Source organism: Mesorhizobium sp. UC74_2 (assembly GCF_042701485.1).
GTDB lineage: Bacteria > Pseudomonadota > Alphaproteobacteria > Rhizobiales > Rhizobiaceae > Mesorhizobium.
The window spans coordinates 737,219-755,446 of record NZ_CP170562.1 but is presented as its reverse complement, the minus strand read 5'-3'; the positions used below and the strand labels follow the sequence as shown (position 1 = coordinate 755,446).

Below are 18,228 nucleotides of genomic sequence, written 5' to 3'. Positions count from 1 at the left end.
AGAGAGCCATGGGACTTGGTTGGCGCACGATCCCCGACGACATGCGAGCCTTCATCGAGGAGCAGAAACTGTTCTTCGTCGCGACGGCGCCGCAGGACGGCCGTGTGAACCTGTCGCCGAAAGGGCTGGACACGCTGCGTGTGCTGGACGAGCGCACCGTGACCTATCTCGACCTGACCGGCTCGGGCAACGAGACCGCTGCCCACGTCACCGAGAACGGACGCATGACGATGATGTTCTGCGCCTTTTCCGGCAAGGCCATGACCTTGCGCCTCTACGGCAAGGCCGACTTGATCCGGCCCGACCATCCCGAATGGCCGGCCCTGCGTGCGCCCTATCCTGAGCTGCCTGGCGTGCGCCAGCTCTTCCGGTTGCATGTCGAGAGCGTGGCGACCTCCTGCGGCTGGAGCATCCCCGTCGTCAGCGACATGCAGGAGCGCGACGAACTGGTGAAATGGGCCGGAGCCCAGAGCGAGGACCAGATCGAAGCCTATCGTCTCGCCAACAACGTCGTCAGCATCGACGGGCTTTCAACCGGCTACGTGTCCGACGATTTCTGATGGAAAACCAGTATCACATCCACCTCACCTTCTCCGATGGCGAGGTGATGCACTTCCCGCCGATCGACGGCCAGTCCATCCTCGCTTCCGCCGAAAAGGCCGGCAACGTGCTCGCCAGCAATTGCCGCGAAGGCACATGCCGCACCTGCATGGCGCGCGACGCAGACGGCAACGAGGTCCTGCTCTGCATCACGTCAGCCCAGCCAGGCGCGGCTTTGAACCTGCCCTACCAGCGCACCGACGTGACGCCCCCATCCCTGCGGCGCGCCAAGGTCAACGCGTTTTCGCGCGCATCCCGTTCGGTCTGGGAAATCCGCTACCGGCTGCAGTTTCCGTTGCCCTTCCTGCCCGGCCAGTATGTCGAGGTGCATTTTCCCGGCATGGCTAGCCCGCGCCGCTTTTCGATGGCGAACCCGCCTTCCGGCAAGGAACAGGTGCTGCATGTGCGTGACCTGCCGGGCGGCGCCATGTCCACCTATCTGAATGAAAGGGCGAAGCCTGAGGATGCCTTCACCGTGCGCGGTCCGTTCGGCGTCTTCTACCTGCGCGCGACGGCGCGGCCCAAGCTGTTCATCGCCGGTGGCACCGGCCTGGCGCCGATCGTTTCGATGCTGTCCAGCATCGACCCCGCCACCACGCCGCCGCTGGCGCTGATTGCCGGTTTCGCCGATGCCGACGACGCCTATGCGCTCGAAGCCCTGCGCGCGCTCGCTGAAACGCTGCCCCTGGAGGTGGTTCTGGCCGCAGACAGGGCCACGGAAGCTTGGGAAGGCTTCGTCGGCAATCCGATCGCCGCGCTGGGTGAGATCCGCACCATTCCGCTCGACAGCGGAACCGAGGCCTATCTTTGCGGACCACCCGGTATGGTGAACGCGGCGCGCAACGCGCTTCTGGCGCGCGAACTTGCGGCCACGGCCATCTTCAACGAAGAGTTTGTTCACTCGGCGTAACAGCTTAACCTCGTGGCTCCATATTCCAAATTCGGACCGAAAGTATTTGGCTTCTGACTTCCGCCATCAATCAGTTTAGTCGCTCTAAAGTATTTCCGCTTACCAATAGCCGGCGTGCGGGAAAGGGCTTGGAATGTCGGCAATCCGGACGGTTCGTCAGTCTCTTCCAATCGTAGCTGTCTGGCTGGCGCTTAGCTCGGTATTGAGCCTGCTGCTTTTCCTAGGAAAAATGCCCAATGCCGACGTCGACGATCTCCTGAAACTGCATGAAATCAGGTATCTCTTGACGACTGGAGACCCGTTCGACAGAACGTTGACAGGTATCGCGCAGCCCGAACCGTTAACATCGCATTGGCCATGGATAGTCGACGCACCTTACGCGCTCATGGCGGCTGCGACCGCACCTTTTTTGGGGATGGAAGCCGCAGTCTCGGCCGCGGCATTCATTGTGCCGCTGTTTTTTCTCCTGATCGCAGTGACTTTGCTTTCCCTGGTGATCCGCGAATTTGAATTTGAGCATCCCGGCGTTGTGCTGGCTGTTGCGGCTCTTGCAGGACTGCCTTCATTTTCAGAATTTCAGCCTTGGCGCATCGATTACCACAACCTGCAGATGTGTATCCTTTTAGCGGTAACTCTGTTGACAATGCGCGGCGGAGAACTCGCAGCCGGACTTACCGGCGCCTTGACGGCGTTGTCTGCGGCAATAAGCGCCGAAATGGTGCCATTCCTGGCCCTGCCAGTCGGCTTTTACGCATTCGCGTTCATTGCTCGAAAAGAGGGCGCAGAAAAGAATCTCAGGACATACGGGCTATCGCTCGCGGCCGCCGGGGTTGCTGCATTCTTTCTCGTGGTTGGCCCTCAAGTCTACACCAGCGTCACATGTGACCGTTATTCGCTTTTGCACCTCGCTGCACTTGTGACCAGATCCGCAGCAGATGTGAAGAAATTTATTACCGATATCGGCGCGTCATTGTTAGGAAAATTATCTCTCAGATACTCATCTCTCCACTGAATAAAGGTATTCAGAGAAATATCAATCATCTCGCCCTCCCCTTGTTCCTGCTACCAGATATACGAGCGAGGCAAAGGCTAATATCATTGCCACTCTGAATTCGAATTCAGCCATAACGCTTACAATAAGTATACAAAAAAAAGCATATATCAAATTGATTGCAACATTGTATAATAAACTTCTTCTCTTCCAAGAAATCAAAATCCCTATCAAAATGACAAGGCAAGGAAATATCAATAAAATACCGTATCTCAATCTTCCCTCGCCGTCACAACGAAATTACTTTCTGGATCGCTCGTATACATATTTCTAGGCCAGAATCTCTGCATCACAAGGAAACACCCATTCTAACAGAGTTACTACGACAGTTTTACAAAATCATACCATCCGTATACTTGACACAAAGCACACAGATATCAAAAATATTATTGGTAACGTTTTCATGAATTTATTCACACCCGCACTTCGAAATAACATCTCACAAAATTCCACAACCAAGATAAAAACCGACAAGATGGGTAATTTCAAGTAATCATTGCGAAAGAATTTCCTATCCCCGGATAGATACACTGCGTATATTTTCGATCACCAACTTTTCCGTGTATAGCGAAATCTTCCTCAGTGGGGTAAGGACGACGGCTATCGATTCATCAAGAAACCCCAATTTAAAATCCAGTATATGTATCGCCTCGTTCTTATTTCTTAAGCACTTCATCGGCGATCGCAGAGGTCACTACCTTGATCGATCATGGCAAGCTGCGGCACGGCCACAGTATATGCACCGTATAAGACGGAAAGGAAGCCGTGCACTCGTAGTGAGCGAAAATGTAGGCATAACAGCATGAAAATCGCCATCCACCATCGCGTTCTTCTGTTGGCTTGACCGGCTCTTTGCTCCAATCCCACCACGCAAATCCGGTTGCATGAGCCCTCATTCGCCGCTAAGGAATTCGCCATGAACATGCTTTCGATCAAGACCGTTTGGTGGTGGGCCAGCTAGGAGCGGCCTGTCGAAACGCGTGTGCGTGAAGAGACCAGAATGGCCGCAGGAGAAGTCCGGCGGCCTTTTGTTTTCCAGAAATGCCTCCAGACCTCGCCGCGGCGGAACAGGGAGATGGCAATGACGGTGGAAATCCTGGAAAACGGCGCGGAGCGGTTCGTGACCGCCGGCGGCATCGCGATCACGCGACAACGGCACGACACACCCTATCAGGGCGCGATCGAATCCTATCTCGATGGCTTGAACGCGCGGCGCGGCGCGGTCTTCTCGTCCAACTACGAATATCCAGGTCGCTACACACGCTGGGACACCGCCATCATTGATCCGCCGCTGGTCATCTCCTCGCGCGGCCGCATCATGAAGATCGAAGCGCTGAACGCGCGTGGCGAAGTGCTTCTGCCCACACTCAACGGCGTGTTGGCCGGTCTTGCGGAAATCACCATCAGTGAGAGCACCAAGACGCTGACGAGGCTGGAGATTGCGAAACCCGGGCGGGTGTTCACCGAAGAAGAACGCAGCCGGATGCCCTCGGTGTTCACCGTTCTGCGCGCCATCACCGGCCTGTTCAAGAGCCCCGAGGACAGCAATCTCGGCCTCTACGGCGCCTTCGGCTACGATCTCGCCTTCCAGTTCGATCCCGTGGACTTGAAACTCGAGCGCAAGGAGAGCCAGCGCGACCTCGTGCTGTTCCTGCCGGACGAGATCCTGGTCGTCGACCACTATTCCGCCAAGGCCTGGACCGACCGCTACGACTATGCCGGCAACGGCTTTTCGACCGAGGGCCTGCCGCGCGAACCCGTGGCCGAACCCTTCAAGCCGGCCGACCGCATCCCGCCACGCGGCGACCACGAGCCCGGCGAATATGCCAGGCTGGTGCGCCGGGCGATGGACAGCTTCAAGCGCGGCGACCTGTTCGAGGTCGTGCCCGGCCAAATGTTCTACGAACGCTGCGAAACGGCTCCTTCGGAAATCTCGCGCCGCCTCAAGACCATCAACCCTTCGCCCTACTCCTTTTTCATCAATCTCGGCGAAGGCGAATATCTGATCGGCGCCTCGCCGGAGATGTTCGTGCGCGTCAACGGCCGCCGCGTCGAGACCTGCCCGATCTCCGGCACCATCAAGCGCGGCGATGACGCCATCTCGGACTCGGAGCAGATCCTCAAGCTGCTCAACTCGAAGAAGGATGAGTCCGAGCTCACCATGTGCTCGGATGTCGACCGCAACGACAAGTCCAGGGTCTGCGAGCCGGGCTCGGTGCGTGTCATCGGCCGTCGCCAGATCGAGATGTATTCGCGCCTGATCCACACGGTCGATCACATCGAAGGCCGCCTGCGCGAAGGTATGGACGCCTTTGACGCCTTCCTGTCCCATGCCTGGGCAGTGACGGTCACCGGTGCACCGAAACTCTGGGCCATGCGCTTCATCGAGCAGAACGAAAAGAGCCCGCGCGCCTGGTATGGCGGCGCCATCGGCATGGTGCATTTCAATGGCGACATGAACACCGGCCTGACGCTGCGCACCATACGCATCAAGGACGGCATCGCCGAAGTGCGTGCCGGCGCCACGCTGCTGTTCGATTCCATTCCCGAGGAAGAAGAAGCAGAAACCGAACTGAAGGCCTCCGCCATGCTCTCCGCCATCCGCGACGCCAAGGCCGGCAATTCCGCCGGTGTCGAACGCGCCACCGCCCGCGTCGGCGAAGGTGTCCGAATCCTGCTCGTCGACCACGAAGACAGCTTCGTCCACACGCTGGCGAACTACTTCCGCCAGACCGGCGCCGATGTGTCCACTGTACGCACGCCGGTGCCGGAGGAAGTGTTCGACAGCTTCAAGCCGGATCTCGTCGTGCTTTCGCCCGGCCCCGGCACACCGAAGGATTTCGACTGCGCCGCCACCATCAAGAAGGCGCGGAAACGCGAACTGCCGATCTTCGGTGTCTGCCTCGGCCTGCAGGCGCTGGCCGAAGCCTATGGCGGCGAGTTGCGGCAGCTTGCCATCCCCATGCACGGCAAGCCGTCGCGCATCCGGGTCTCGAAACCTGGCGTTGTCTTCTCCGGCCTGCCGAAGGAAGTGACGGTCGGCCGCTATCATTCGATCTTTGCCGACCCGGTCCGCCTGCCCGATGATTTCATCGTCACCGCCGAGACGGAGGATGGCGTCATCATGGCCTTCGAACACAAGAAGGAACCGATTGCAGCGGTGCAATTCCATCCCGAATCGATCATGACCCTCGGTCACAACGCCGGCATGCGCATGATCGAGAATGTCGTCGCGCATCTGCCGCGCAAGGCAAAGGAAAAGGCAGCCTAGACGGAAATGACAGCAGTTACGGCCAAGGACGCTTCCAAGCAGAAAGTCGCCACGCTCGCCTTCTGGTCGATCGTGGTGGCCTTCGTCGTGCTCGGCCTCAAGCTGCTCGCCTGGCTGATCACCGGCTCGGTCGCGCTCTATTCGGACGCGCTGGAATCAATCGTCAACGTGATTGCCTCGGCTGCCGCCTTCTGGGCGATCCGCATCAGCCACAAGCCTGCCGACCAGGACCACCCTTTCGGCCATCACAAGGCGGAGTATCTTTCGGCGGTTCTGGAAGGCGTGCTGATCGTCGTCGCCGCAATGCTGATCCTCAACGAGGTCTGGCGTACCTGGCAGAACCCGGCCCCGCTCGAACAGCCATGGATGGGCCTGGCCGTCAACGGCCTGGCGACCTTGCTCAACGCCGTCTGGGCCTGGACCTTGATCCGCATCGGACGGTCCGAGCGCTCCCCTGCTCTTGTCGCCGACGGCAAGCATATCCTGACCGACGTCGTTACCTCGATCGGCGTCTTCTTGGGCCTCGTCGGCGCGGTCTACACCGGCTGGCGCTTCCTCGATCCGGCGCTGGCCGTCATCGTCGCGCTGAACATCCTGTGGCAGGGCTGGCATGTCATCGGTTCATCGATGAGCGGTCTGATGGACCGTGCCGTCGAGATGGACGAGCACATGCGCATCCGCGACATCATCTCGGCCAATTCGAAGGGCGCTCTGGAGGTCCATGACCTGAGGACCCGCATCGCCGGCCGCGCCACCTTCATCGAATTCCACATGGTGGTCGATGCGGATATGTCGGTTGGCGACAGCCACGTCATCTGCGACCGCATTGAAGACGCGTTGAAGGCCGAAATCCCCTCCGTGCGCGTCACCATCCATGTCGAGCCGGATGACGAAGCCAAGCTGCCGAAGGGAACCGTCGCCGTTCCTTTCGCCTGAAAGCCCAGGGTTCTTACTGCGAACAGGCTGACTGCGGCATCGCCTCCAGGCGGAAAACCCTGTCGTCCGATTTTGTATTGCCGCCCGCCTGGCACAGGTCGGCGAGCGGCAGGCTTTCCTTTGGATTGGCCAGCATCATGGTGCCATTGGCACCGCGGCGCAGGTAGATTTCCCTCTCCGACAGATCGCAGGACGCCCCACCGGTAGCTACAGTCGCCACGCAGCGCCACTGATCCGCCTCACCCTGGCAGGAATAGCTTTGCGTGGCCTTCGTACCGCCCTTGCGCGTGGTCATGGCAACCACAAGATCGGCGCCATTCGGCCAATCCGCAGCCTTTCCCTGGGCGGCAAAGCTTGCGATTTCCGTTGCCCCACGAAAGACGCGGATGGTCTGCGTCACCTGCTCAGGATGGGAGGCAAGATGCGCGGCTGAATAGTCGCGCCCGAAGCAGAAGGGCTGGTCAGGTTTCAAGCGTATGCGCAGCGGATCGCCCAGCGCCGGATTGGCGGGAGCAATGCGTGCGAATTCTGACTTGCAATCCGCCACCGGCCTTCGTTCCAGCAGGAAGCCGTTGTCGTCCGTGCCCAGGGCCTGCCTTTCATATTCGGCCTTGCCGAGTTCGTCTTCCGCGCCGGCGTCCAGGTAGATGTCGCGATCGAAGGCATCGACCTTGAGGCGTCCCTTGGCATCCAGGCTGACGTCGGCCATGGTCCGATCACATTCCATGCCGCAATGAATCGCGGCTTTCTCGCCTGAAGTATTGCACCAGCCGCCGACCCATTCGGGCTTCGAGGCGCCTCGTACCGTCGTCGCCATGAAGCCGTTGTAGCCAGCGGTACCCAGGCCATCCGTCGGATCTTCGCTCGGTTGGCTGACGGGATCAGGACCATGATAGAAGAATATCCGCGCAACCTTCTGATGCGGGTGGGCTTTCAGATGGCTCGCATCATAAACCCGGCTGAAGCAGGCGCCACCGCCATCCGGGCTCAGCTCTTTCAGGATCCTTGGTTCGTCAGCGCGAACCGTTCCTGCCAGGGCAAGCGCCCCGACGATTGCGATCGCAGTCGCTGCGATCTTCCTCGACGTGGTCATCGAGCCCTCCCACCAAGATCCGCTCGAACGGATTCTATGCTAGGAACCTGCCGAAGGCCACGCGCATTATGCTGGTAGGAACGGGGTGGTTTTCATGCTTCGCAGGGATATCTTCCGCGGATTTCTGGCCTCGACCGCAACGGTCCTGGGGTTCAAAGCCGCGACGGCTGCGCCGGTATCGTATCCGAGACAGAAGGTTGCCTATCACCTCGACGATCTCGACAAGGTCGCCTTCGTGCTTGGCAACATCAAGAACCATTTTGATGGCACCGGCGGTGAGGTCGACATCGTCCTGGTCGTCCACGGTCCGGCGCTGGCTGCTTTCAAGCGCGACGGCGCTTCAGCGGCGGTCTCCAGCCGTTTCGCCGGCTTGGTGAAAAAGGGGATGACGCCACAAGCCTGCGCCAACACCATGCACGGCATGGACATAACACTGCCGGATCTGTTCGAAGGCTTTGTCAGCGCCGATGCTGGCGGGGTCGTGAAATTGGCCGAGCTGCAGGCTGCGGGTTATGCTTATCTAAGGCCTTGATACTGGCCCCGATTTCATCGGATGATCGGTCCAGCGCATCGGCCCGAAAATCGAAATCGATTTTCGGAAAGCACGATGCGCAGATTCAAAGTGCTGGAGCGTCCTTTGCGCATTCGAATGGATGCGCGGCGCTCTAGGGGGTGGCGATCGAAGGGAGTGCCTGATGTATGGCCTGATCGGAAAGATGCGTGCAACTCCCGGCAAGCGCGAGGAGCTCCTGCAGCTCCTGCTCGAAGCCACCGATTCCATGCCTGGCTGCCTGAATTACATCGTCGCCCGAGACCCCGCCGACACCACGGCGATCTGGGTCACCGAAGTCTGGGTCGATGCCGCGAGCCACAAGGCATCGCTGCAGCTTCCGCATGTGCAGGAAGCAATCGCCAGGGCCCGCCCGATGGTGTCTGGTTTCGATTTTCAGTTCGAAACCGAGCCAGCGGGCGGATATGGACTGAACCAGCTCGCTGATGCGGATGCGCAGGACTAGAGCATTTTGTAGCCAAGCGGCATCACTTGGCGTTACAAAAATGCGATGAAAACAAAAGCTTAGAGCGTTTCCGTAAGAAACGGAAACGCTCTAATGCCCCGCGCAACCGGATCTGGGAAGCCCGTCACTCGACCTGAATTTTGGCCTGCTTGACGATCGGCTCCCATTTGGCGAGTTCCGCCTTGACGTGAGAGCCAAGCTCTTCGGGGGTCGAGCCGACGATGGTGGCGCTGAAATCGCCCATCTTGGCAATCACTGCCGGATCTTTCATCGCCTTGTTAGCCGATGCGTTGAGGCGGTCGACGACTTCCTTCGGCGTGCCGGGCGGTGCAAACAGCGCATTCCAGGTGTAGGTTTCATAGCCCGGCACGCCGGATTCGGCGATGGTCGGCAGGTCGGGGAACGACGGCACACGCTTGGCCGTCGTCACGCCGAGTGCCTTCAGCGTACCGCCCTTGATGTGCGAAGATGACGACGGCAGGTTGTCGAACATGATCGGCACCTGGTTGGCGATCACGTCATTGAGTGCCGGACCAGCACCCTTGTAGGGAATGTGCTGCATTTCGACGCCCGCCATGATCTTGAACAGCTCGCCCGAGAGGTGCAGCGGCGTGCCGATGCCTGACGAGGCATAGGAGTATTTGTCCGGTTCAGCCTTCAGCAGCGCAACCAGCTCCTGCACGTTCTTGGCCGGCAATTCCGGATTGACCACCAGCACGTTGGGCACGATCACCAGCAGGGAGACCGGCGAAAAGTCCTTCTCGGGGTCGTAGGGTTTGGTTTTCAGGATCAACGGGTTGAGCGCATGGGTGGCAACGGTGCCCATCAGGATGGTGTAGCCATCCGGATCGGCGCGCGCGACTCGATCGGCGCCGATGTTGCCACCTGCACCGGCAACGTTCTCGACGATCACCTGCTGGCCAAGATCATCCGACATCTTCTGCGCGATGATGCGTGCGACGAGGTCGGTCGAGCCGCCGGCGGCGAACGGCACCACCAGCGTCACCGTACGGTTGGGGAATTCCTGCGCCACCGACTGAGCCACCATGCCGGCCAGCGGCAGTATCGACAGGCCGAGCGCTAGGACGGCGCGACGTGTGAATTTAGAAAATGCCATGCTGTTCCTCCTCATCCCTCACCCTTTGAATTGGTTACGACAATCGAAAGGGGCAGACAACAAGGAGAAAGGTAGCGTCAATCCAGCCGGTGCTTCAGATCCTCATCCAGCCAGCGGCTGAAAAAATAGGGGAGCTGCTTGTGCCACCATGGCCAGTCGTGGTCGACATCGCCGCCCCAATAGTCGACCCAGGCCGGAATCGCCTTGTCGCGCAGCACTCGCTCCAGCGCGTGCGTCTCCGCCAGCATCTGTTCTTCCCAGGCCCCCTGCCCGCAGCAGAAGATCAGTCGCAACGAACGTAACCGCGACAGCAGGACTTCGTCGGAAACGCCAGGCAGATAATCGAGCGGAGAGTTGTAGTAGATATCGCCTGCCAGGCCGTCTCCCAGGAAACCTCGGGTCGAATAGACACCAGAGAGGGAAATCACGCCGGCGGCCATATCCGGATAGCGAAACACGAAATTCGATGAGTGATAGCCGCCCATCGAACAGCCGGAGAACAGTGGCTTCAGTGAGCGGCCGCCATTGGCTTCCGAAGCGATGGCCGCGAACTCAGGCAAGGCCTCTTCGCGCAGATAGCGGAAATAGGCTTCATGCCGGGCGATCCGCTGTGCGGGAGCACCGTGCTTGTCGAAGAAGCTCTCGCTGTCGATGCCGTCGACCGTGAATATCTGGATGCGGCCGGTATCGATGAACTCGGCCAGGGAACCAACCCCGCCAGCATCTTCGAATTGGTAGAAGCGCCCTTGCGAGGTCGGAAAGACAATGACGGGACGGCCGGCATAGCCATAGCGCTTGTATTCCATGTCGCGCCCGAGTCTGCCGCTCCAGCGCTTGTGATAGGAGATGTCCATCGCTTACGCCTCCTCGGCATGGATGTAATCGACCGCCGCGCGCAATGCCTGGCGGTCGCGCGAGCGCAACTGATAGGCGTAGTTTCCCATGGCGCGGCTGAACACCTCTTCGATGTCCTGATGATGGACGATCTTGTCGGCGTGGGCGGCTAACACATCGGCATGGCTGTGGCGATAGCGGATGTGTTTCTTGCGGCTGGCGTACACGGTGAAATACTTGCCCTCGAACGGCCCGCCGACTTCGTTCCTGACCACCATGTTGGCCCATTCGGCATAGATATCGATATCGAAGCTGTAGTTGATCGCATCCGGCATCCAGGCGCCTGGGGGACGGATGTTGACCTCCAGCGCAATGATCCGGGCCTGCTTCGTCTCGAACAGCTCGATGTGGAAGAAACGTTCCTTGAGATCGAACGCCTTGACGATCTTGCGGCCAGCCTCTTCCACCTCGGCCGGAATTTCGGGCCGGCAGGTGTAGCTCATGTGCTTGTTCTTGTTGACGACGTCCATGATGGAGTCGTCGTATTTCGTGCTCGCGGCAAAGACGATCTTGCCATCCCGATTGACCAGGCCGTCATAGGTCACGACCAACCCATCGATGAATTCCTCCATCACGAAGCTCATGCCTTCCGGCTTGATCCGGAAGAATTCGTCCAGTTCGGCAACGTTGGATATCTTGTAGGTGTGGGCGGCGCCCGCACCCGAATCCGGTTTCACCACCACGGGATAACCGACCTTGCGCAGGAAGGTCATGGCACCGGCGCGATCGGATGTCTTGCGTTGAGCAATGACATTCACGCCGGCCTTGCGGAAGGACGCCCGCATGCGGCTCTTGCGTTTGATGTTCTTCACATAATCGAGCTTGATGCCCTCTATGTTGAAGTCGGTGCGGATGCCGGCTTCCAGATCGAGCCAGTGCTCGTTGAGTGACTCGAACCGGTCGATACGCCCCCATTTGTGGATGAAGTGCCCCATCGCCCGATAGGTCTGATCGTAGTCTTCCATGTCGGTGATGCGGTAATATTCGCTGAGAGCACCTTTGAGCCTGGGCACCAAAGCTTCGTAAGGTGCATCGCCAATGCCGAGCACCGTTGCGCCGGCCTTTTTCAGCCGATCGCAGAATTCGGCGCCATTGGCCGGAAAATGCGGCGAGAAGAACACGAAATTCACGGCCAGTCCTCCTCGCGCATGACCCCGAAAATCGGAATCGATTTTCGGAAAGGGGGGCGGCCTGCGCCACCTGTCATGCGCCAAATCAAAGTGCCAGAGCGACCTTTGCGCGCCCGAAAGGACGTGCGGCGCTCTGGTCGCTGCGCGATCGCCAAAGTCTGCCGCATTTGCGTGAAACCGCAAAGGAAAACCGTTCCGGGCACTCTGTTCACAGGCGGCCATGACGTCCGGCTTGCCTCGAACGGATCGCTCCTGTAAGAGAGCGACCATGAAGACGCGCCCAGCAGAATCTGCTTTCCGTCCGACCAGCCTGGCTGGCGAGACCGTGCGCGCGCTTTCCTCGACCCTACTTCTTCTCGGCCTTATCGGCGATCGCCGGGTCCGCTGAAGGAGCGCCCGGCGGTCGTTGCCGCCCAGGGCTTATTCCCAGGCAAAGCTCCTCAAGTCACCAAACCGATTGACTTAGCCCAAAGGCGCTGCTTGTGCTTCGGCGATGCCGGCCAAGCAGCCGGGAGACTGAAAGATGAACATCACGCAACGAACGAGCGTCGAGGTCGACATGCCCCAGCTTTTGCCCCCAAAGGTATGCCGAGTGCCGCGCGCAAATATGAACCTTATCCGTTGGTCGGCCTCACCGACCGAACCTGGCCGAACAGGAAGATCGAAAAAGCACCGATCTGGTGCTCCGTCGACCTGCGCGACGGCAACCAGGCACTGATCGATCCGATGGGTCACGAGCGCAAGGCACGCATGTTCCAGTTGCTGCTCGACATGGGCTTCAAGGAAATCGAGGTCGGCTTCCCATCCGCATCGCAGACCGACTTCGATTTCGCCCGCTGGTGCATCGAGGAAAGCGGCGTACCCGACAATGTCGACCTGCAGGTGCTGGTGCAGTGCCGGCCGGAATTGATCACGCGCACCTTCGAAGCACTCCAGGGCGCCAAGACGCCGATCGTTCATTTCTACAACTCGACCAGTGAGTTGCAGCGCCGTGTCGTTTTCCAGAAGGACGTGGCCGGCATCAAGCAGATCGCCACCGACGCCGCCAAGATGATCACCGACATGGCCGCCAAGGCCGGTGGCGGCTATCGTTTCCAGTACTCGCCGGAAAGCTTTACCGGCACCGAACTGGAGGTCGCGCTGGAGATCTGCAACGCAGTCACCGAAATCGTGAAGCCGACACCCGACAACAAGCTGATCATCAACCTGCCGTCGACGGTCGAAATGTCGACGCCCAATGTCTATGCCGACCGCATCGAATGGATGATCCGCCATCTCGACAACCGCGACAGCCTGATCATCTCGCTGCATCCGCACAATGACCGCGGCACCGGTATCGCCACGACCGAGCTCGGCCTGATGGCCGGTGCCGACCGCGTCGAAGGCACGCTGTTCGGCAATGGTGAGCGCACCGGCAATGTCGACGTCGTCACGCTGGCCCTGAACATGTTCACGCAAGGTGTCGACCCGGATCTGGATTGTTCCGACATCAACCGCATGAAGGATGTCTATGAGTATTCCAACCAGCTCAAGATCCCCGAACGCCACCCCTATGTCGGGGAGCTGGTCTACACGGCCTTCTCCGGTTCGCATCAGGACGCCATCAACAAAGGCATGAAAGCGATCCAGACCGCCAACAAGGAGGTCTGGGAAGTGCCCTACCTGCCGATCGACCCGCAGGATGTCGGCCGCTCCTACGAAGCGATCATCCGCATCAATTCGCAGTCCGGCAAGGGTGGTATCGCCTATGTGCTGCAGGCCGATTACGGCATCAACCTGCCGCGTAACCTGCAGATCGAGTTCAGCCAGGACATCCAGGCCATCACCGACGCCGAGGGCAAGGAGGTGCCGGCAAAGCGGATCTATGATCGCTTTATCGACAGATATGTCGAACAGCCTCACGGCCGGTTGAAATTTGTCGATCACCAGACCTTCCCCGATCCTGCGGTGAAAGGCCGGCGCGTTGTCGAGGCCGTTATTCTCGACAAGGGCAAGGAAACCCTTATCAAGGGCACCGGCACGGGTCCGATCGACGGTTTCGTTGACGCGCTTTCGCGGCATGTCGGCATCCCGATGTCGGTGCTCGACTATTCGGAACATTCCCTGCAGCGTGGTTCGAACGCCTCTGCCGTCTCCTACGTCGAAATGGAGCATCCCGGCGGCAAGGTCTTCGGCGCCGGTATCAACACCAATATCGTTGCTGCATCCCTTGAAGCGGTTGTATCCGCGGCAAATCGCATTATCGGCCTCAAAGGCCACTGATTTCCACGCTTTGCGAAAAACCCCGGCTGGATTTTTCCAGCCGGGGTTGTAATGATTCAACCGGGCTTGGGACGATATTGGCGCGGAGGTGCGAGTATCGCGGGTAATGTCGTACGACCTGTGCCGGCTTGAGAGGTTCGACACTTGCAGCATTCCACGCCTGCCGCCCCCGCAGTGCGCGAAACGCTTGATAGACTGCTAGCGAGCCAGACATTTGGACGCTCAGAACGCGCGCGCGAATTGCTGCGCTATCTTGTTGAACGCGAACAGTCCGGCGAGGCCGACAAGCTCAAGGGCTTTTCCATTGCAATCGATGTCTTTGGAAAGGATTCGGGATTCGACCCGTCGACTGACGCCGTGGTGCGTGTGCAGGCAGGCAGGCTGAGGGAACTGCTCGAGCAGTATTTCAGCGGAGAAGGTGCCGGCGAGCCAATTCGCATCGTCATCCCACGCGGCAGCTATATTCCAAGTTATGAACCGAACGGAGTTGGAATCCCGTTTCAGCCGCATACGCAGCGGATGGTCCCGGTCATTCAAGGGCAGACAGCCGCATTCGCGCCGGCAGAGGCAGACTCCATTCCGAGCGCCGGTACACAGACCCTTCCGGGTTCGGCGGTTTTCCTGTTCAGGCATCTGCATGCCTTCTGGATCGCCATGGCGATCTTTTTCATTGTCGTTATCACTCTCATCGTGCTGATGCTGCGCCAGGCCTACGGGCCGGACCTCATTCCGGGCAATCCGGCGAAGGGCGGCAGGCCGGCCCTGGGGACGGCGACGGCATTGGAGAAGCTGCCCGCCGTCTATCTGATCACTGCTCAGGAAAGTCCGCAGATCCAGCGCGTCGAGACGATATTGCGGGCTGGTCTCTCCAATATGGAAACGATCCAGTTCATCGATCGAAGCCCCGGCGAGGATCCGCTGCGCTCTGACGATCCGACAAATTTTGCCTTCACGCTCGGCTCGGGCGCAACGCTCGGCAGCGTGGCAATTGAAGTAAAGAACCTGAAGACAGGTCGCATCCTGACTTCAGAGACGCTGACTGCGTTTGAAACCACGGCTTCGCAGGTGACCGATCATGTCGCGAAGATCCTCGGCAGCGTCACTGGTCCGTTCGGGTCCATCTATGGCTACATCGAACAGAACCGCCTGCAAAACGACCTGACAACCTGTGTCATTCTCTCGAAAAGCTATCCATCAAACCAGAGCGCCGAGGGCCACGAAGCTGCCTACCGCTGTCTGGAAAATCTGGTCGCGCGTGGCGAGACGTCGGCCATGATCTACGCAACGCTGGCTGGCCAGCAGCTGGACGCCATCGTCTGGGGTTATCCTTACCCGCCCAATCCGAGCGTGCAGCAGGCCATGGCCTACGTAAACAAGGCCATCCAGATCGATCCGAGCAGTTCGCGTGCCTATCGCATGGCTGCCTATGCCGAAGGGGTCATTGGAAACCAGAAGGAAAGGGTCCGCTGGGCAAAGAAGGCCTATGATGCCGCCCCCTATGATCTGAGAGCCGTCTATCACTACGGCTGGGCGCTTGTGATGGTCGCCGACTATCGGGAAGGCACAGCCCTGCTGGCTCGTAGCCTCAACCTGGCAAACCCGCACAGCAAATGGCTCGACTACGCCCTTTTCCAAGGGGCCTTCATGCTGGACGATCTCGAATTGCAGAAGCGTGCCGCGCAAGCACTGTCGACAGTCGAACCCCAGCCCGAATATCTCGTTGCGCAGCTCATCGTAGCGACCCAGGACGGCAATTCGGATCAGATGACACGCCTGTTGGCGGATCTGCATTCCAGGTTTTCCGGATTTTGCGGCAAATCCACGCGCCACCTTCGCCAAGAATCACTATCCGCCAGATATGACGGAGAAACTGCTGCAGGCCCTTCAGAATGCCGGGCTGAAGCATGCAACCGGCATTGCGGCGAGCGCTCCACAGCCTTCACCAGCGACAGTGGCGATGCCCAATTCGGAAGATCTGCCGATCGTGTATCTCTCTGCAAAAGGAACCGGCGCCGCCATGGAGCGTGTGGTTGCCGCACTACGTGCAGGTCTTTCCCATTTCGAAACCATCAATTTTATCGGTCGCGATCCCGCCCAGGACCGCAACAGGGCAGCGGACGCGACCAGTTTCGTTTTCAACGTCCAGCCAGGTCCTTCGGCAGGAACGGTGGCCGTCGAGATCCAGAATTTGCAAAACGGAACCGTTGTCTTGTCCCGCAATTTGACGGAATTCGACACCACACCAGCACAAGTTGGCCCCCAGGTCGGGAAAATCCTGGGTGATACGGCGCCAGTATCCGGCGCCATCTATACGTCCCTGGCGCGAAGCGGTTTGGCCAAGGGCCTCGTTGACTGCCTGATCCAGGAAAACGCGTTCGAACTCGAGGCCAACGCCAAGGTCCATGAAAAGGCCTACCGTTGTTTCGAGACGCTGGCCGGCGGCGATGCCAAGTCATCACTGGTCTATTCGAGCCTGTCGACTTTGACGACGACCGGATTGATCTGGCGCTATGCCTACCCCGCCGACGCCTCGCTGGAAAAGGCTGCGGAATTCGCGCAGCGCGCCGTACAGGCAGACCCTTCAAGCCCCCGCGCCTACAATGCCAAGGCCTATATCTCCAATCGGCTGGGTATTTGGACAGACACTCTCCAGTGGACATCCAAGGCGTACGACACGAACCCTTACGACCCCCAGACGATCGCCTCCTACGCCTATGCATTGACCTTCAGCGGCGACTATGCGCGGGGCGTCACCGTGATGAGCCAGGCGATCGAAGCCGCAAACGGTGCTCACGCCGCATGGTGGGACTATGGTCTCTTTGCAAGTGCCTACATGCAGGGCGACAAGGCGCTGGCAGCCAGGGCCGTTGCTCCTCTTGCAACCGTCGCTCCCAATCCGCTGTTCCTGACGGGCCGATTGATCGTCGCATCCGAGAGCGGCAATCAGCGCCTGGTCAAGGACATCATCGATCTGCTGGAAGCCAACTTCCCGACATATGTCGCCAACCCGCGCGCAACCCTTCTCAAGCGCAACTATCCGAGCGATATGGTAGAAAAATTCATCGGAGCCCTTCGAACGGCGGGACTGAGTGGCGCGACTTGATGGCTTACCTCTTCACCCATGAACAAGGAACCGGACCGACAGTTGTGCTCCTGCACGGCTTCGGTGGTTCCCATCACGTCTGGGCAGAGATCGCATCTCAATTTGTCCACGAGGCGCGGATCCTCGCCTATGACTTGCCCGGCCATGGCGCTTCACTGGAGGCCGAGGGAGCGCGCTCGCCCAAGCGGATGGCTGAAGCCGTTCTTGCTGACCTGGTGGAACGCGACGCCAACCACATCCATCTGGTCGGTCATTCGATGGGTGGGGCTGTCGCGACCCTGATCGCGCTTTCAGCTCCCGAGCGTATCGCCTCGCTGACGCTGCTGGCGCCAGGAGGCTATGGCGAGGAGATCGACGCGACACTGCTGCGCCGATTTGCCAGGGCTGCTCAGACTGATGAAATCCGGGCGTGCCTTGCCGCCATGTCAGGCCCGGGACACCTCGTTTCAGAACGAGCCGTTGCCGACGAAATGGCCATACGCAGCCGGTCGGGCCAGATGGAGAAGCTTGCCGAGATCGTCATGGCCATCACGCGTGGCGGGCGGCAAGGGGTCATCCCGTCAGAGCTGGTCGCGGGTCTTGCCATGCCAGTCGCCGTCGTCTGGGGCGTTTTGGACACCATCTTGCCCGTCAGCCAGGCCGACAACCTGCCTGCCCATTTCGACCTGCACCTCGTGCCCGTCGCCGGACATATGCTGATCGATGAGGCCCCGGGACTTGTCGTCGAATTGTTACGCGGCATCTTGCGCAATCAGGCGAATGAACCGGTCTCGACATCCCCCTGATAAAAGCCAGTCGCTCAATTCGTCTCCGAGATCATTCCGACACAATCGCGATGGATGAAA

General features: G+C 59.4%; 15 protein-coding genes. 11 read left to right on the top strand and 4 right to left on the bottom strand.

Annotated elements, in window-relative coordinates; translation table 11 throughout:
- The first annotated feature begins 8 nt into the window (after positions 1 to 8).
- The 5 genes from ACFJIU_RS03490 (at position 9) to ACFJIU_RS03470 (ending at position 6,768) form a co-directional block, all read left to right on the top strand.
- Positions 9 to 560, top strand: a complete 552-nt coding sequence (locus ACFJIU_RS03490; protein WP_379067529.1) for a pyridoxamine 5'-phosphate oxidase family protein — start codon at positions 9 to 11, stop codon at positions 558 to 560.
- Entirely contained in the window at positions 560 to 1,510 is a 951-nt protein-coding gene (locus ACFJIU_RS03485; RefSeq protein ID WP_379067527.1) for an FAD-binding oxidoreductase, read from the top strand. The genes ACFJIU_RS03490 and ACFJIU_RS03485 overlap by 1 nt, the downstream gene beginning before the upstream one ends.
- 133 nt (positions 1,511 to 1,643) lie before the next feature.
- Positions 1,644 to 2,522 carry a hypothetical protein gene (locus ACFJIU_RS03480; RefSeq protein WP_379067525.1) on the top strand — a complete coding sequence of 293 codons (879 nt, stop codon included), beginning with the start codon at positions 1,644 to 1,646 and terminating at the stop codon, positions 2,520 to 2,522.
- A 1,120-nt stretch (positions 2,523 to 3,642) separates the two neighbouring features.
- The gene (locus ACFJIU_RS03475) at positions 3,643 to 5,832 is read left to right on the top strand and encodes an anthranilate synthase (protein ID WP_379067523.1); all 2,190 of its coding nucleotides are present in this window, start codon (positions 3,643 to 3,645) and stop codon (positions 5,830 to 5,832) included.
- Positions 5,833 to 5,838: 6 nt separating this feature from the next.
- Complete coding sequence (locus tag ACFJIU_RS03470; RefSeq protein WP_379067521.1) at positions 5,839 to 6,768, top strand: cation diffusion facilitator family transporter; 930 nt, start codon at positions 5,839 to 5,841, stop codon at positions 6,766 to 6,768.
- A gap of 13 nt (positions 6,769 to 6,781) precedes the next feature.
- On the opposite strand, the gene ACFJIU_RS03465 is transcribed toward ACFJIU_RS03470, so the two are convergent.
- Positions 6,782 to 7,861, bottom strand: coding sequence for a hypothetical protein (locus ACFJIU_RS03465; protein WP_379067519.1), 1,080 nt, complete (start codon positions 7,859 to 7,861; stop codon positions 6,782 to 6,784).
- A 94-nt stretch (positions 7,862 to 7,955) separates the two neighbouring features.
- Between ACFJIU_RS03465 and ACFJIU_RS03460 the strand changes: the two genes are divergently transcribed.
- Together ACFJIU_RS03460 and ACFJIU_RS03455 are read left to right on the top strand one after the other, a co-directional pair.
- Complete coding sequence (locus tag ACFJIU_RS03460) at positions 7,956 to 8,393, top strand: DsrE family protein (protein ID WP_379067517.1); 438 nt, start codon at positions 7,956 to 7,958, stop codon at positions 8,391 to 8,393.
- 163 nt (positions 8,394 to 8,556) lie between these two features.
- Positions 8,557 to 8,877 (top strand): putative quinol monooxygenase, encoded by a 321-nt coding sequence (locus ACFJIU_RS03455; RefSeq protein WP_144379357.1) that lies wholly within the window; start codon positions 8,557 to 8,559, stop codon positions 8,875 to 8,877.
- 124 nt (positions 8,878 to 9,001) lie between these two features.
- On the opposite strand, the gene ACFJIU_RS03450 is transcribed toward ACFJIU_RS03455, so the two are convergent.
- The 3 genes from ACFJIU_RS03450 to ACFJIU_RS03440 form a co-directional block, all read right to left on the bottom strand.
- Positions 9,002 to 9,994 (bottom strand): Bug family tripartite tricarboxylate transporter substrate binding protein, encoded by a 993-nt coding sequence (locus ACFJIU_RS03450; RefSeq protein ID WP_379067515.1) that lies wholly within the window; start codon positions 9,992 to 9,994, stop codon positions 9,002 to 9,004.
- A 77-nt stretch (positions 9,995 to 10,071) separates the two neighbouring features.
- The gene (locus ACFJIU_RS03445) at positions 10,072 to 10,848 is read right to left on the bottom strand and encodes an esterase family protein (RefSeq protein ID WP_379067514.1); all 777 of its coding nucleotides are present in this window, start codon (positions 10,846 to 10,848) and stop codon (positions 10,072 to 10,074) included.
- A gap of 3 nt (positions 10,849 to 10,851) precedes the next feature.
- Positions 10,852 to 12,018, bottom strand: coding sequence for an ATP-grasp domain-containing protein (locus ACFJIU_RS03440; protein ID WP_379067512.1), 1,167 nt, complete (start codon positions 12,016 to 12,018; stop codon positions 10,852 to 10,854).
- Between the two features lie 585 nt (positions 12,019 to 12,603).
- Here ACFJIU_RS03440 and leuA point away from each other — a divergent pair.
- The 4 genes from leuA (at position 12,604) to ACFJIU_RS03420 (ending at position 18,168) form a co-directional block, all read left to right on the top strand.
- Positions 12,604 to 14,280, top strand: coding sequence for a 2-isopropylmalate synthase (leuA, locus tag ACFJIU_RS03435; protein ID WP_379067510.1), 1,677 nt, complete (start codon positions 12,604 to 12,606; stop codon positions 14,278 to 14,280).
- Between the two features lie 240 nt (positions 14,281 to 14,520).
- Positions 14,521 to 16,563, top strand: coding sequence for a tetratricopeptide repeat protein (locus ACFJIU_RS03430; protein ID WP_379067508.1), 2,043 nt, complete (start codon positions 14,521 to 14,523; stop codon positions 16,561 to 16,563).
- Positions 16,490 to 17,383, top strand: coding sequence for a tetratricopeptide repeat protein (locus tag ACFJIU_RS03425; protein WP_379067506.1), 894 nt, complete (start codon positions 16,490 to 16,492; stop codon positions 17,381 to 17,383). The genes ACFJIU_RS03430 and ACFJIU_RS03425 overlap by 74 nt, the downstream gene beginning before the upstream one ends.
- Complete coding sequence (locus ACFJIU_RS03420; protein ID WP_379067504.1) at positions 17,383 to 18,168, top strand: alpha/beta fold hydrolase; 786 nt, start codon at positions 17,383 to 17,385, stop codon at positions 18,166 to 18,168. The genes ACFJIU_RS03425 and ACFJIU_RS03420 overlap by 1 nt, the downstream gene beginning before the upstream one ends.
- The last annotated feature ends 60 nt before the right edge of the window (positions 18,169 to 18,228 follow it).

Excerpts from the sequence above, each read along its gene's own strand:
- ACFJIU_RS03490 (WP_379067529.1), top strand. The coding sequence starts at position 9 with ATGGGACTTGGTTGGCGCACGATCCCCGACGACATGCGAGCCTTCATC.
- ACFJIU_RS03485 (WP_379067527.1), top strand. The coding sequence starts at position 560 with ATGGAAAACCAGTATCACATCCACCTCACCTTCTCCGATGGCGAGGTG.
- ACFJIU_RS03480 (WP_379067525.1), top strand. The coding sequence starts at position 1,644 with ATGTCGGCAATCCGGACGGTTCGTCAGTCTCTTCCAATCGTAGCTGTC.
- ACFJIU_RS03475 (WP_379067523.1), top strand. The coding sequence starts at position 3,643 with ATGACGGTGGAAATCCTGGAAAACGGCGCGGAGCGGTTCGTGACCGCC.
- ACFJIU_RS03470 (WP_379067521.1), top strand. The coding sequence starts at position 5,839 with ATGACAGCAGTTACGGCCAAGGACGCTTCCAAGCAGAAAGTCGCCACG.
- ACFJIU_RS03465 (WP_379067519.1), bottom strand. The coding sequence starts at position 7,861 with ATGACCACGTCGAGGAAGATCGCAGCGACTGCGATCGCAATCGTCGGG.
- ACFJIU_RS03460 (WP_379067517.1), top strand. The coding sequence starts at position 7,956 with ATGCTTCGCAGGGATATCTTCCGCGGATTTCTGGCCTCGACCGCAACG.
- ACFJIU_RS03455 (WP_144379357.1), top strand. The coding sequence starts at position 8,557 with ATGTATGGCCTGATCGGAAAGATGCGTGCAACTCCCGGCAAGCGCGAG.
- ACFJIU_RS03450 (WP_379067515.1), bottom strand. The coding sequence starts at position 9,994 with ATGGCATTTTCTAAATTCACACGTCGCGCCGTCCTAGCGCTCGGCCTG.
- ACFJIU_RS03445 (WP_379067514.1), bottom strand. The coding sequence starts at position 10,848 with ATGGACATCTCCTATCACAAGCGCTGGAGCGGCAGACTCGGGCGCGAC.
- leuA (WP_379067510.1), top strand. The coding sequence starts at position 12,604 with ATGCCGAGTGCCGCGCGCAAATATGAACCTTATCCGTTGGTCGGCCTC.
- ACFJIU_RS03420 (WP_379067504.1), top strand. The coding sequence starts at position 17,383 with ATGGCTTACCTCTTCACCCATGAACAAGGAACCGGACCGACAGTTGTG.